Source organism: Mesorhizobium robiniae (assembly GCF_040545535.1).
Lineage (GTDB): Bacteria > Pseudomonadota > Alphaproteobacteria > Rhizobiales > Rhizobiaceae > Mesorhizobium > Mesorhizobium robiniae.
Genome location: NZ_JBEPMC010000003.1, coordinates 592,726 through 605,627, shown reverse-complemented (window position 1 = coordinate 605,627; position 12,902 = coordinate 592,726). Strand labels below are relative to the sequence as shown.

General features: G+C 63.1%; 16 protein-coding genes. 8 read left to right on the top strand and 8 right to left on the bottom strand.

The window, feature by feature from the left end; translation table 11 throughout:
* Positions 1–5: 5 nt before the first annotated feature.
* Genes ABID19_RS11100 through mdh form a run of 6 tightly spaced genes read right to left on the bottom strand, consistent with a single transcriptional unit; the run spans position 6 to position 3,372 of the window.
* Complete coding sequence (locus tag ABID19_RS11100; protein ID WP_354490416.1) at positions 6–425, bottom strand: PIN domain-containing protein; 420 nt, start codon at positions 423–425, stop codon at positions 6–8.
* Entirely contained in the window at positions 415–645 is a 231-nt protein-coding gene (locus ABID19_RS11095; RefSeq protein WP_354490414.1) for a hypothetical protein, read from the bottom strand. Before ABID19_RS11095 ends, ABID19_RS11100 begins: the two co-directional genes overlap by 11 nt.
* The gene (locus tag ABID19_RS11090) at positions 642–800 is read right to left on the bottom strand and encodes a hypothetical protein (RefSeq protein ID WP_354490412.1); all 159 of its coding nucleotides are present in this window, start codon (positions 798–800) and stop codon (positions 642–644) included. The genes ABID19_RS11095 and ABID19_RS11090 overlap by 4 nt, the downstream gene beginning before the upstream one ends.
* Before the next feature lie 2 nt (positions 801–802).
* A complete protein-coding gene (locus ABID19_RS11085) occupies positions 803–1,174 on the bottom strand; it encodes a cupin domain-containing protein (protein WP_354490410.1) in 372 nt (123 codons plus the stop codon).
* A gap of 4 nt (positions 1,175–1,178) precedes the next feature.
* Entirely contained in the window at positions 1,179–2,372 is a 1,194-nt protein-coding gene (gene sucC, locus ABID19_RS11080) for an ADP-forming succinate--CoA ligase subunit beta (RefSeq protein WP_354490408.1), read from the bottom strand.
* 31 nt (positions 2,373–2,403) lie between these two features.
* Positions 2,404–3,372 (bottom strand): malate dehydrogenase, encoded by a 969-nt coding sequence (gene mdh / locus ABID19_RS11075; RefSeq protein WP_354490406.1) that lies wholly within the window; start codon positions 3,370–3,372, stop codon positions 2,404–2,406.
* Between the two features lie 235 nt (positions 3,373–3,607).
* Here mdh and ABID19_RS11070 point away from each other — a divergent pair, with 235 nt between their 5' ends.
* The gene (locus ABID19_RS11070) at positions 3,608–3,883 is read left to right on the top strand and encodes a GNAT family N-acetyltransferase (protein WP_354490404.1); all 276 of its coding nucleotides are present in this window, start codon (positions 3,608–3,610) and stop codon (positions 3,881–3,883) included.
* Here ABID19_RS11070 and zapE read toward each other — a convergent pair.
* On the bottom strand, positions 3,880–5,082 hold the full coding sequence (zapE, locus tag ABID19_RS11065; protein ID WP_354490402.1) for a cell division protein ZapE: 1,203 nt from the start codon (positions 5,080–5,082) through the stop codon (positions 3,880–3,882). The two genes, ABID19_RS11070 and zapE, sit on opposite strands and share 4 nt — an antisense overlap.
* Positions 5,083–5,227: 145 nt before the next feature.
* Positions 5,228–5,779: an AprI/Inh family metalloprotease inhibitor gene (locus ABID19_RS11060; protein ID WP_354490400.1), complete on the bottom strand. Its 552-nt coding sequence runs from the start codon at positions 5,777–5,779 to the stop codon at positions 5,228–5,230.
* 296 nt (positions 5,780–6,075) lie between these two features.
* On the opposite strand from ABID19_RS11060, the gene ABID19_RS11055 reads away from it, so the two are divergent.
* From ABID19_RS11055 to ABID19_RS11025, 7 genes are all read left to right on the top strand, one after another.
* Complete coding sequence (locus ABID19_RS11055) at positions 6,076–7,086, top strand: MBL fold metallo-hydrolase (RefSeq protein WP_435528709.1); 1,011 nt, start codon at positions 6,076–6,078, stop codon at positions 7,084–7,086.
* 95 nt (positions 7,087–7,181) lie between these two features.
* Positions 7,182–7,343, top strand: coding sequence for a DUF1328 domain-containing protein (locus ABID19_RS11050; protein WP_354490396.1), 162 nt, complete (start codon positions 7,182–7,184; stop codon positions 7,341–7,343).
* 72 nt (positions 7,344–7,415) lie between these two features.
* Positions 7,416–8,300 (top strand): diaminopimelate epimerase, encoded by an 885-nt coding sequence (gene dapF / locus ABID19_RS11045; protein WP_354490394.1) that lies wholly within the window; start codon positions 7,416–7,418, stop codon positions 8,298–8,300.
* Positions 8,297–9,652 (top strand): tRNA (N(6)-L-threonylcarbamoyladenosine(37)-C(2))-methylthiotransferase MtaB, encoded by a 1,356-nt coding sequence (mtaB, locus tag ABID19_RS11040; protein ID WP_354490670.1) that lies wholly within the window; start codon positions 8,297–8,299, stop codon positions 9,650–9,652. The genes dapF and mtaB overlap by 4 nt, the downstream gene beginning before the upstream one ends.
* 10 nt (positions 9,653–9,662) lie before the next feature.
* Positions 9,663–11,426: a signal recognition particle-docking protein FtsY gene (gene ftsY / locus ABID19_RS11035; protein ID WP_354490392.1), complete on the top strand. Its 1,764-nt coding sequence runs from the start codon at positions 9,663–9,665 to the stop codon at positions 11,424–11,426.
* Between the two features lie 61 nt (positions 11,427–11,487).
* Entirely contained in the window at positions 11,488–12,162 is a 675-nt protein-coding gene (locus tag ABID19_RS11030) for a septation protein A (protein ID WP_354490390.1), read from the top strand.
* Positions 12,163–12,178: 16 nt separating this feature from the next.
* Entirely contained in the window at positions 12,179–12,799 is a 621-nt protein-coding gene (locus ABID19_RS11025; RefSeq protein ID WP_354490387.1) for a pyridoxamine 5'-phosphate oxidase family protein, read from the top strand.
* Positions 12,800–12,902 lie beyond the last annotated feature (103 nt).

Below are 12,902 nucleotides of genomic sequence, written 5' to 3'. Positions count from 1 at the left end.
CCTGGTCAGTGAGTGCGGAAGGGATTGATGGCAACCACGGAGCCGTAAGCCTGCCCGTGGTTGAGGTCTTCGGTGTAAAGCGTCTTGACGCCAAGGCGCTCGGCGGCGGCGATGATTGCGCCATCCCAATACGAAATCTGGTAGCGCTGCGAGTTCTCGATGCCCCGCATGACGACCGCGCTGTCCAAATCCTGGCAGGGTTTCATGGAGATCGCGGCGACCCATTCGGCCGCCTTCCCCGGTCCCAGCGTGACATCCGCACGTTTGGTCACGTTCACATAGAACTCCTGCAGCACCTGTGCGGAAGTCGAATAGTCTTCCTTGGCGATCAACTCCACGGCGCGCTCGTACTTGGCGCGCTCGGACTTGTGTCCGATGGCGGCATAGACAAGGACGTTCGTGTCGAGGAAGCACTCAGCGATCATAGAGAGCTTCCCGGTTCCACTTCTTGCCGCCCATGTCGCCTGCAGCCTCGCGGGCAAGCTTCAGCAGTGCTTGCCGTGCGTCATCCTTGGCACGCCGCTTCGTTGCCACTGTCGCGAAAAACTCGCGCACCATGGCATTGACGGTCGTTCGCTGCTCGGCGGCCACCAGTTTGACCTGCTCCAGAACCTCGTCTTCAACCGCCAGAGTAATATTTTTCATTTCTCGTTCTCCTGCAAAGGCCACACAGTATATGTGTAACTGTGTGGCAGTCGCAAGTCGTCGGCCGACACCTCTTCCTCGTCGCGCCACGCACCGATCAGCGCCTGCAGGCGCTGGTAGTCGGGCGAAAGCGAGAAGGAAGGCGCTGGGTTCATGATCAGAGCCGCTTCAGGTCGGCGACGGTAAGGTCGCTTTTTGCGTTGCCGGTGTTGAGCGTCGTCGCCGGTTCGAACATCAGCACCACCGGCTCCTCGCTCAGCGAGCGTGGCCGGTGCTCGACGGACCGCGGCACGACGATGAACTCGCCGCTGCCAAGCTCCACCGTGCCGTCGCGGAAATCGATGGCGATGCGGCCGCGCAGCACGAGGAACGCTTCGTCCTCATTGTCATGCGCGTGCCATTCGAACACATCGCCGAACTTGGCGATCTTGACCTGGGCATCGTTGACGTCGCCGGCGATATGCGGATCGAAGACCTTTTTGATCTTCTGATCCGCCGCCTCGACCAGATTTATCTTGTGCGGAGGCACCAGATCACCCCTTCACCGCCGCCACGATCTTCTTGGCCGCGTCGTCGAGATCGTCGGCCGAGACGACGTTGAGCCCGCTGTCGTTGATGATCTTCTTGCCGAGTTCGGCGTTGGTGCCTTCCAGGCGGACCACCAGCGGCACTTTCAGGCCGACTTCCTTGACCGCCGCGATGACGCCTTCGGCAATGATATCGCACTTCATGATGCCGCCGAAGATGTTGATCAGGATGCCCTTGACCGCCGGATCCTTGGTGATGATCTTGAATGCCGCCGTCACCTTCTCCTTTGATGCGCCGCCGCCGACATCGAGGAAGTTGGCGGGTTCGGCGCCATAGAGCTTGATGATGTCCATCGTCGCCATGGCGAGGCCGGCGCCATTGACCATGCAGCCGATATTGCCATCGAGCGCGACATAGGCGAGGTCGTATTTCGACGCCTCGATCTCCTTCTCGTCCTCTTCGGTGATGTCGCGCAGCTCCATCACGTCGGGATGGCGGAACAGCGCGTTGTTGTCGAACGACACCTTGGCGTCGAGCACGCGCAGCCGGCCGTTCTTCATGACGATCAGCGGGTTGACCTCGAGCAGGCTCATGTCCTTCTCGACAAAGGCCTTGTAGAGGATCGGGAACAGCGTCTCGCTGTCCTTGGCGGCGTCGCCGTCGAGCCTCAGCGCAGCGTTGAGTTCTTTCAAATTATCCGCCGTCACGCCCTTTTCCGGGTCGATGGCGACGGTGATGATCTTTTCCGGCGTGTCATGGGCGACCGCCTCGATGTCCATGCCGCCTTCGGTCGAAACGACGAAGGCGATGCGGCCAACCGAACGGTCCACCAGTAGCGACAGATAGAGCTCGCGGTCGATGTCGGCGCCGTCCTCGATGTAGAGGCGGTTGACCTGCTTGCCCGCCGGGCCGGTCTGCTTGGTGACCAGCGTGTGGCCGAGCATCTCCTTGGCGTTGGCGACGACGTCGGCCACCGACTTCGACAGTCGAACGCCACCCTTGGCGTCGGGGCCAAGCTCCTTGAACTTGCCCTTGCCGCGGCCGCCGGCATGGATCTGGCTCTTCACCACATAAAGCGGGCCGGGCAACGCCTTGGCGGCGGCTTCCGCCTCGCTTGCCTCGAACACCGGCACGCCTTCGGCCACCGGTGCGCCGAAGCCCTTCAGCAGCGCCTTGCCCTGATATTCATGGATGTTCATGCTAGATATCTCCGGGTTACCTGGCGGCGGGTCACTTGGCTGCGAGATGCGGAGCGATCTTGACGCAGGCCTCGCACAGGCCCTGCACCGCCGCCACCGAACTGTCGAACATCTTCTGCTCGGGCTTGCTGAGCTCGATCTCGATGATGCGCTCGACGCCGCCGGCACCGATCACCACCGGCACGCCGACATAGGTGTTCTTGACGCCATACTGGCCGGAGAGATGCGCGGCACAGGGCAGCACGCGCTTCTTGTCCTTGAGGTAGGCTTCCGCCATCGAGATCGCCGAGGCTGCCGGTGCGTAGAAGGCCGAGCCGGTCTTAAGCAGGCCGACGATCTCGGCGCCGCCGTCGCGGGTGCGCTGCACGATCTGATCGAGCTTTTCCTTCGAGGTCCAGCCCATCTTGATGAGGTCGGGCAGCGGAATGCCGGCGACCGTCGAATAGCGGATCATCGGCACCATGGAATCGCCATGACCGCCGAGCACGAAGGCGGTGACATCCTCGACCGACACCTTGAATTCCTCGGCCAGGAAATAGCGGAAGCGCGAACTGTCCAGCACGCCGGCCATGCCGACGACATGGGTCTTCGGCAATCCGGAAAACTTCTGCAGCGCCCAGACCATGGCGTCGAGCGGGTTGGTGATGCAGATGACGAAGGCTTTCGGCGCGTATTTCTTGAGACCCGCGCCAACCTGCTCCATGACCTTCAGGTTGATGCCGAGAAGGTCGTCGCGGCTCATGCCCGGCTTGCGCGGCACGCCGGCGGTGACGATGCAGACGTCGGCGCCCTCGATGCCGGCATAATCGTTGACGCCGGTCAGCCTGGAGTCGAACCCATCGACCGGCGACGACTGCGCGATATCCAGGCCCTTGCCTTGCGGGATGCCCTCGGCGATATCGAACAGCACAACGTCGCCGAGATCCTTGAGGCCGATCATGTGGGCGAGGGTGCCGCCGATCATGCCCGAGCCGATAAGCGCTATCTTGTTGCGTGCCATGTCAGGATGTTTTCCCTTTAGACTGTGACGGCGCCCAAATCCTGAACGAATTGGATGACGGCGTCGAGGAAGGAGGCCGAATGCTGCGGGAAGCCGCGGGATTTCGCCGCACCCAATAGCCCCGGCGCGAAGAAAATTCAAACGATTATTTTGAGGTGAATGATTTCAATCGGTTAGAAACAACGGGAATTACGTAAGCGTCAAAAGAATTAAGCCGACTTGGGAAATCTACACAATGAAGATGGAAATAAGAAGGCTGCTCCCCGGCGATGACGCCCTTGTGATGCGGGTCGCCGACGACGTGTTCGACGAAGCTGTGAGGCCCGATCGCCTTGCCGCCTACCTCGCCTCACCAGGTCATTTCATGATCGTGGCGCTCGCCGACGGCGTGGTCGTCGGCCAGTGCGCTGCCGTCATCCACCGCCATCCGGACAAGGTGAGCGAACTCTATATCGACGAAGTCGGCGTGGCGCCGGCCTTCCAGCGTCAGGGCATCGCGACAAGACTCTAGGCCTGAGCTTGTTGCGCTTCCGGCGACGGCGGCGGCGCACTCTGTCGTTTCGCCCAGTCTTCCAGCCATTCGTGGCTCTGCATCTCGATCAGCCGCGACGCCGTGCGCTCGAATTCGAAGACCTCGATGCCTCGCTTCGCCGTATAAAGTTCAGCCGGCGCCGCCGCGGCGCTTACCACCAGCCGGACATGATGGTCGTAGAGCGTATCGATCAGCAGGATGAAGCGCTTGGCCTCGTTGCGGCTGCCTTCGCCAAGCACAGGCACATGATCGATGAAGATGGTCGAGAAGCGACCGGCAATTGCCAGGAAGTCGCGGGCGCCGAGCGGTTTTTCGCAGAGATCGGCAAAGGAAAACCGCGCCGCTTCGCCGGCGGCGCGCGGCACCACGACTTGCCGGCCCTTCACGGTCAGCACCGCCTCGGCCGTCGGCCTGCCATGCGTCATCACATCCCAGGCCTCGTCGAGGACAGCATCGGCGGCGGCATCCGCGGGAGTGACATAGACTGGCAGGCGGTTGAGCTTTTCCAGCCGGTAGTCCTTGTCGGCGTCGAGCGCCAGCACATGGGCGTGCCGTTCCAGTATGCCGATGAAGGGCAGGAAAAGCTGGCGGTTCAGGCCGTCGCGGTAGAGATCCTCCGGCGCGACATTGGATGTGGCGACCAGCACGACGCCATTGGCAAACAGCGCCGAGAACAGCCGGGACAGGATCATCGCATCGGCGATATCGGTGACGGAAAACTCGTCGAAACACAGCACCCAGGCTTCTTCGGCCAGCGCCCGGGCCACCGGCGCGATCGGGTCGTCTTCCCTGACGGTGCCATTCTTGCGCTCCAGCCGATGCTTCTGGATGCGGTCCTGCACATCGGCCATGAAGTCGTTGAAATGCACACGGCGCTTGCGCCTGACCGGCACCAGCTCGAAGAACATGTCCATCAGCATGGTCTTGCCGCGGCCGACGCCGCCATGGATGTAGAGGCCCTTGACGGCCTCGCGCGTCTCGCGCTTGCGGGCGAACAGCCAGCCCAGTGCGCTCGATTTGTGCGCCAGCCGCTTTGCCGAAATCTCGTCGATCAGCCGGTCGAGTGCTGCGACGATCCCTTCCTGCGCCGGATCGCGCTCGATCAGGCCTGACACAACCATATGGTCGTAGCGCTGCCGGACGGTCGCATGGGTCTGAAGGCCGTCACGCAGATGCATCGGTCACGTCGTTCTGGAGTATGATCCCGAAAAGTTGCAGACTTTTCGGACAAAGTCATACGCAAAAAAGACCTAGAGCAGGATGACCGACTCAATTTGAATTCATCCCGCTCTAGAGCAATTCCAAGGAAAAGTGCGGGGCGGGTCAGCCTCTTGTAAGCGAGATCGGCAGACCGTTGGAAGTCTGGCCGTCAAATTTCTCTCCGCCCGAGGAATAGAGCCGTGCCAGCGTGCCGCCATTCTCGTCGTACAGCGTCAGCTGCTTGCCGGCGACGTTCCACGATTTGATGCCGTCGATCGGCGCCGGGCAATGCAGCGGCCCGGCCCGGTAGCCGGCGCCGAACTTGGTCTGTGGCGTCGCCACCTGGCAGCTCTGGCCGGACACGCTTGCCTTCCACACGCCGGCGACGCTGCCTGCGGTAAGATCCGGGGCTCCGGCCGGAGCCGTCCCGTCCGGCGGTAGCGAGGCGACCTGGGGATTTTGCGTGCCTTGCGGCGCCGTCGGAAATTTCGACGGGTCGGCCGTGCCGGGCGAAGCCGGCGGCGGCAGCTGATTTGTCGTCACCTTGCCGGAGGGCGCGGCTTGCAGCGGCGCCGGCTGCTCCTGGTCCATCGGCGAGAACCGTGACGTTGAACAGCCGCTCGCAACGAGCGCGGCAAGTGATACGGCCAGCAGACCGGTTTTCGAAAAATCCATTTTAAACCTCCGTCGGATCCGGCTGGGGCTGCCGTCCGCACAATATCTCCTTCACCAAGATGGAGAAGGTGGCAGAATTTCAACCCGATATGGTTAAAATACCATTTGTGGCAGCATCTGTTGCATCTTTACCACAAAATGCATGCCGCCTAAAAGCCTGTCCTTGGGGGCCCCTCTGAGGCCTCGCAGCGGTTTTTCCTGACAGGCATGCCCCTCGGCATTCGGCCGCCAAATTCTTGCGCCAGCGGGCTTCGGTCCTATCTCTGATGAAACCAAATCCTGCCGGAGGCGAAATCTTGGCTGCGAGAAAAAGAGCCGCCAATCGCTACTACAGCGGCCCACCCAGCGATCACTTTGACGGCACCTTGTTCTTCAATCCCAACGGCAAGCTGCCTGCCCGTTTTTCCGATCTCTTGAAGTGGCAGCTGAGCGGCGAACGCTCGAAATGGCCGGCGGCGGATCCAAGCCCGTTTCACCAGGCCACACCAGCGGAGCGGATCGACGGCTCCGGGCTGAGATTGACCATGGTCGGCCATTCCACGCTGCTAATCCAGACAGCCGGCTTGAACGTCCTCACCGACCCGGTCTGGTCGCGGCGCGTCTCGCCGCTCTCCTTTGCCGGGCCGAAACGGGTCAATCTGCCGGGCATCGCATTTTCCAGCCTGCCGCCGATCGACCTCGTATTGGTCAGCCACAACCACTACGACCATCTCGACCTCGCCACGCTGAAGCGGCTGAAGACACAGCACGACCCGCTGGTGCTGACGCCGCTCGGCAACGACGCCATCATCGAAGCCGGCGTTCCCGGCATGCGGCTCTCCGTGCATGATTGGGGCGAGCGGGTCGACATCGGCAAGGATCTCGCCGTCCATGTCGAGCCGGTGCATCACTGGTCGGCGCGCGGCGCTCGAGACCGGCGCATGGCGCTGTGGGCGGGTTTTGTGGTCGAGACGCCGGGCGGAAAGGTCTATTTCGCCGGCGACACCGGTTTCCACGATGGCATCAACTACCGGCTGATGGCCGAAAGGCACGGCGGCTTCCGCCTCGCCATCCTGCCGATCGGCGCCTACGAGCCGCGCTGGTTCATGGCGCCACACCACCAGAACCCGGAGGAGGCGGTGCAAGGCATGCTTTTGTGCAACGCCGCCTATGCTGCCGGCTGCCACTGGGGCACGTTCCGGCTCACCAACGAGCCGATCGACGAGCCGGCCAGAAAGCTTGCCGAGGCCCTGGATGGCCAGGGTGTCCCGCGCGAACGCTTTCGCGCCTTGCGTCCCGGCGAGGTCTGGGACGTGCCGACGGCCTAGGCTAGGCGACCCAGCTTCGCGGTGCAGGGGAACCCAAACTATCGCAGACGCGTTTGTAGGCAGTTCCACAACCGTCGGCTGCGAGGTTTTTTCTCATGATCAAATGGATCATCATTCTTCTGATCATCGCGGCCGCGGCAAGCTTGCTCGGCATGCCGGCGTTGGCCGGAGCCGCCGCCACCGGCGCCCGTATCCTTATCGGCGTTGTCCTGATCATCTTCCTGCTGGTCGTGCTTGGCGTCTTCGCGGTGACGTAGACGCGCGCGCACTGGTAATTTCGGCCGGTATCCGCCATATAGGCGCCAAACCGGCATGAGACTTTTCGATCCATGGCAAGCACTGCCCCCTTCGCCAAGATGAACGGCATCGGCAACGAGATCATCGTTGCCGACATGCGCGGTCGCGCCGATCGGGTGACGCCCGCTGCCGCCCTTGCACTCAACGCCGGTGCGGCGACGAAATTCGACCAGATCATGGCGATCCACGACGCCAGGACGCCGGGCACCGCTTATTTCATCGACATCTTGAACTCCGACGGAACCGGCGCGCAAGCCTGCGGCAACGGCATGCGCTGCGTGGTGCAGGCGCTTGCCGCCGAGACCGGCCAGAAGACATTCGCCTTCGAGACCGTCGCCGGTATCCTCAACGCCGAGGAACATGCCGACGGGCTGATCTCGGTCGACATGGGGAAGCCGCGTTTTGACTGGCAGGATATTCCACTGGCCGAGGAATTCCGTGACACCCGCATGATCGAGTTGCAGATCGGCCCGATCGACGCGCCTGTGCTGCACTCGCCCTCGGTCGTCTCGATGGGCAATCCGCACGCCATCTTCTGGGTCGACCGCGATGTCTGGTCTTACGAGCTCGACCGTTTCGGTCCGCTGCTCGAAAGCCACCCGATCTTCCCCGAACGCGCCAACATCACCATTGCACGGGTGACCTCGCCCGAAACGATGGTCATCCGCACCTGGGAACGCGGCGCCGGCCTGACCAAGGCCTGCGGCTCGGCCGCTTGCGCCGCCGTGGTCGCCGCCGCTCGCACCAAGCGGACCGGACGCAGCGTCTCCTTGGTGACGCCCGGCGGCGGCTCCCTGCATGTCGAATGGCGTGGAGACGACCACGTCGTCCTCACCGGTGCCGCCGAATGCGAGTTTTCCGGCAGCTTCGATCCGTCGACCGGCGTGTGGGCCCGCGACACCGAAAGCGCCGCCTGATGCCGGCTCTTCCCAAGGGTCCCGCTCTTTCCGGGGATCCCGTTCTCTCCAAGGGCCCCGTTCTCTCCAAGGGAATTGACGTCGTCACCTTCGGTTGCCGGCTGAACACCTACGAATCCGAGGTGATGCGGCGCGAGGCGGAAAGTGCTGGCCTTGGCGCGCTGGAAGGCGGCGCCATCATCTTCAACACCTGCGCCGTCACCGGCGAGGCGGTGCGCCAGGCAAAGCAGTCGATTCGCAAGGCCCGCCGCGAGAACCCGGCCGCCCGCATCATCGTCACCGGTTGCGCCGCGCAGACCGAGCCGCAGAATTTCGTCGCGATGGACGAGGTCGATCTCGTCCTCGGCAATGAAGAGAAGCTGAAGGCGCATTCCTATCGCGCGCTGCCGGATTTCGGCGTCAATGACACCGAAAAGGCCCGCGTCAACGATATTTTTTCGGTACGCGAGACGGCCGGCCACATGGTCGACGCCATCGAAGGCCGGGCGCGGGCCTTCGTCCAGGTGCAGAACGGCTGCGACCATCGCTGCACCTTCTGCATCATCCCCTATGGCCGCGGCAATTCGCGCTCTGTGCCGATGGGCGCAGTGGTCGAGCAGGTCAAGCGGCTGAGCGGCAATGGTTATGCCGAGATCGTGCTGACCGGCGTCGACATGACCAGCTTCGGCGCCGACCTGCCGGGCAGCCCGAAACTCGGCAAATTGGTCAAGACAATCCTGAAGCAAGTGCCTGACGTGAAACGCCTGCGCCTCTCCTCCATAGATTCGATCGAGGCTGACGACGATCTGCTCGACGCCATCGCCACCGAACCGCGGCTGATGCCGCATCTGCACCTGTCGCTGCAGGCGGGCGACGACATGATCCTGAAGCGCATGAAGCGCCGACACAGCCGGGATCAATCGATCCGTTTTTGCGAGGATTTGCGCAAATTGCGTCCCGGCATCGTCTTCGGCGCCGACATCATCGCCGGCTTCCCGACCGAGACGGACGCCATGTTCGAAAAATCGCTGGAGATCGTCGAGGAATGCGGCCTGACGCATCTCCACGTTTTTCCATTTTCACCGCGCGAAGGCACCCCCGCGGCGCGCATGCCGCAGCTTCGCCGCGAGGTGGTCAAGCAGCGTGCTGCACGGCTGCGCGCCGCCGGTGACGCCGCCTATGTCAGCCACCTTTCCTCGCTCGCCGGAACACGCCAGTCGATCCTGATCGAGCGCGACGGGCTCGGCCGCACCGAAGGCTTCACGCTTGCAACGGTGTCCGCCGGCACGCCGGGCGAAATCGTCGACGCTAATATCGCCGGTCATGACGGCGCGCGCCTGATCGCGGCGCCGCTCGCCGCCCGCGCCGCCTGAGACGCAAAACATGGCTGGTTTTTTCAAGAAGATATTTTCGTTCGGCAAGAAGGAAGTGGTCGAGGAGCGGATCGACGAGTCAGCACCGCTGCCGCCGATCAAATGGGATGCACTGGAGGCGCTGAAACCGGCGGCCGAACAGGCCGTTCCGGAATTTCTGAAACGCGAAGAGCGCCGGCCCGAGGCAGAAGCCGCGCCTCCGCCGCCGGTCGAGGCGGAAGCAGCGCCCGCGCCGCAGCCGGCGCCTGTCGAAGAGGCCGAGCCCGCGCCGACCATTGCGCCCGAGCCAGAGATCCAGCTGGAACCCGCACCGATCGAGGAGCCGGAGACGCCTGTTGAGGAGCCGGCGCCAGAGCCTGAAATCCAGCCGGAACCTGCTCCGGTCGAGGAGTTGCAGCCACCGAAACCGGAGCCGGAAGCGCCTGCTGAACAGCTAGCGCCCGAGGAAATCCCGCTCGCTCCGGTCACCCCTGAGCCGGTTCCTGCACCAGAGCCGCAGGAAATTCCTGAGCCCGAGCCGCCGCCGGCCGAAATCCCGCCCCCCATTCGCCAGCCGGCGCCGGTCGAGGCGAAGCCGATCCTTGCCGAGATCGCGCCCGAGCCTGAAGCCATGCCAACGCCTCACCCTCCCCTCGATGGGGAGGGTCGCCGCGAAGCGGCGGGGTGGGGTGACAGCGCCGGCGCCAGTCACCCCCACCCCCGAGCTTCGCTCGGGACCTCCCCCATCGAGGGGGAGGTAAAGCGCGAGGCCGTTCCTCAACCGCCGCCGGAGCCAAGGCCCGCCCCCGGCAAGGTGACCGTAACCAAGAAGGTCGAGCAGAAAGCCGAGCCGCAGAAGGCGCCGGAACCGGCACCGAAGCGCTCGTGGTTCCAGCGCATGAAGGAGGGGCTTGCCCGCTCTTCTCGGGAACTGTCCGGCAACATCGCCGGCGTCTTCACCAAGCGCAAGCTCGACGAGGACACCCTGCAGGATCTGGAGGACGTGCTGATCCGCGCCGATCTCGGCATGGAGACCGCCTTGCGCGTCACCGACACGCTGGCCGCCAGCCGCTACGGCAAGGACGTCTCCGAGACGGAAGTCCGCGCCATCATGGCGGCCGAGGTGGAGAAGGTGCTGACCCACGTCGCCATGCCGCTGGAGCTCGACCTCAGCCACAAGCCGCATGTCATCCTTGTCGTCGGCGTCAACGGCACCGGCAAGACCACAACCATCGGCAAGCTGGCGGCAAAGCTGACCGACGGCGGCCTGTCGGTGATGCTCGCCGCCGGCGACACATTCCGCGCCGCGGCAATAGAGCAGTTGAAAATCTGGGGCGAGCGCACCAAATCGCCGGTCATCGCCTCCAAACTCGGCGCCGATGCGGCGGGGCTTGCCTACGACGCGTTCGAACAGGCCAAGCAGGCCGGCTCCGACGTGCTGATCATCGACACCGCCGGGCGGCTGCAGAACAAGACCGAGCTGATGGCGGAATTGGAAAAGATCGTCCGGGTGCTAGGCAAGCTCGATCCGGAGGCGCCGCACACCGTGCTACAGACGGTCGACGCCACCACCGGCCAGAACGCGCTCAACCAGGTCGAGATCTTCCGCAATGTCGCCGGCGTCAACGGTCTGGTGATGACCAAGCTGGACGGCACGGCACGCGGCGGTATTCTGGTGGCGATCGCGGCAAAGCACAAATTGCCGGTCTATTTCATCGGCGTCGGCGAACAGGTCGACGACCTCGAACCTTTCTCCGCAAGCGAGTTCGCCAGGGCGATCGCTGGCGTGGCGTAACAAGCATGATCCCAAAAAGTCGCAGACTTTTTGGACAGAATCATGCGCAAGAAGGAAGCCTATGAACCCGCCCATCCTCGAACGCGACCCATCCGACCCGCAGAAACAGAAGAAGGAAGGCGTCAACCCGCTGCTCAAGCTGGTGCTGGAGCTCGGCCCGTTGATGGTGTTCTTCTTCGCCAACGCGCGTAGCGCATGGCTGGTGCAGAAATTTCCGGTCCTGGCCGAGTTCGGCGGGCCGATCTTCGTCGCCACCGGCCTGTTCATGGCTGCGACCGCGATCGCGCTGATCGCTTCCTGGCTGCTCACCCGCACGTTGCCGATCATGCCGATGGTATCGGGCGTCGTCGTGTTCGTCTTCGGCGCGCTGACGCTCTATCTGCAGGACGACATCTTCATCAAGATGAAGCCGACCATCGTCAACATGCTGTTCGGCGGCGTGCTGCTCGGCGGCCTGTTCTTCGGCAAGTCGCTGCTCGGCTATGTCTTCGATTCGGCCTTCAGCCTCGATGCCGAGGGCTGGAAGAAACTCACCTTCCGCTGGGGCCTGTTTTTCCTGTTTCTGGCCCTTGTCAACGAAGTGGTCTGGCGGAATTTTTCCACCGACGCATGGGTTACCTTCAAGGTTTGGGGGATCATGCCGATCACGCTTCTTTTCACCTTCAGCCAGATGCCGCTGATCATGCGTCATTCGCTTGAAGGCAAGACCGGGAATGAAGAGAAGGCCGGCAAGTAACAGGTAAGGAGAGGGTATGGAATTCGTCACCACGAGCGAAGAGCTGAGAACCATCTACAAGACGCCTCGGCCGACCGACGGCTCGATCCGCAAGGAACTGAAGGCGCTGGATGGTCACAGCCGTTCCTTCATCGGCAAAAGCCCCTTCGTGCTGATCGGCTCCTCCGACGGCGCCGGCAATGCCGATGTGACGCCGAAGGGCGACAAACCTGGGTTTGCCGCCGTGCTTGACGAGAAAACCATCGCCATTCCCGATCGGCCGGGCAACAATCGGCTCGACACGCTGGAGAACATCCTTGTTAATCCGTCGGTCGGGCTGCTCTTTCTCATTCCAGGTATGAACGAGACGCTGCGCGTCAACGGCGATGCCCGCATCACCGTCGATGCGACCTTACGCGAGCGGCTCGCCGTTGACGGCAAGGAGCCGCAAAGCATCGTCCTGGTGACGGTCAAGGCCGCCTACATGCATTGCGCCAAGGCTTTCATGCGCTCCGATCTGTGGAAGCCGGAAACCTGGTACGACCGGGCGACGCTGCCGACGCTCGGCCAGATCCTGCGCGACCAGCTGGCGCTCGCCGATTCGGCCGAGGCGACCGACCGCTGGCTGGACGATGAATACAAACACTCCATGTGGTAGATTTTTTCGGAGATGATCCGTCCGAAACACCTCTTGGCCTTTGCCACCTGCTGACCAGGCGGATGTTCACGAATGGCATGGTGCCTCCTGGATATGCTTGGGC

Excerpts from the sequence above, each read along its gene's own strand:
- ABID19_RS11070 (WP_354490404.1), top strand. The coding sequence starts at position 3,608 with ATGAAGATGGAAATAAGAAGGCTGCTCCCCGGCGATGACGCCCTTGTG.
- dapF (WP_354490394.1), top strand. The coding sequence starts at position 7,416 with ATGGCAAGCACTGCCCCCTTCGCCAAGATGAACGGCATCGGCAACGAG.
- ABID19_RS11090 (WP_354490412.1), bottom strand. The coding sequence starts at position 800 with ATGAACCCAGCGCCTTCCTTCTCGCTTTCGCCCGACTACCAGCGCCTG.
- ABID19_RS11025 (WP_354490387.1), top strand. The coding sequence starts at position 12,179 with ATGGAATTCGTCACCACGAGCGAAGAGCTGAGAACCATCTACAAGACG.
- ABID19_RS11030 (WP_354490390.1), top strand. The coding sequence starts at position 11,488 with ATGAACCCGCCCATCCTCGAACGCGACCCATCCGACCCGCAGAAACAG.
- ftsY (WP_354490392.1), top strand. The coding sequence starts at position 9,663 with ATGGCTGGTTTTTTCAAGAAGATATTTTCGTTCGGCAAGAAGGAAGTG.
- ABID19_RS11050 (WP_354490396.1), top strand. The coding sequence starts at position 7,182 with ATGATCAAATGGATCATCATTCTTCTGATCATCGCGGCCGCGGCAAGC.
- ABID19_RS11060 (WP_354490400.1), bottom strand. The coding sequence starts at position 5,779 with ATGGATTTTTCGAAAACCGGTCTGCTGGCCGTATCACTTGCCGCGCTC.
- sucC (WP_354490408.1), bottom strand. The coding sequence starts at position 2,372 with ATGAACATCCATGAATATCAGGGCAAGGCGCTGCTGAAGGGCTTCGGC.
- mdh (WP_354490406.1), bottom strand. The coding sequence starts at position 3,372 with ATGGCACGCAACAAGATAGCGCTTATCGGCTCGGGCATGATCGGCGGC.
- zapE (WP_354490402.1), bottom strand. The coding sequence starts at position 5,082 with ATGCATCTGCGTGACGGCCTTCAGACCCATGCGACCGTCCGGCAGCGC.
- ABID19_RS11095 (WP_354490414.1), bottom strand. The coding sequence starts at position 645 with ATGAAAAATATTACTCTGGCGGTTGAAGACGAGGTTCTGGAGCAGGTC.
- ABID19_RS11100 (WP_354490416.1), bottom strand. The coding sequence starts at position 425 with ATGATCGCTGAGTGCTTCCTCGACACGAACGTCCTTGTCTATGCCGCC.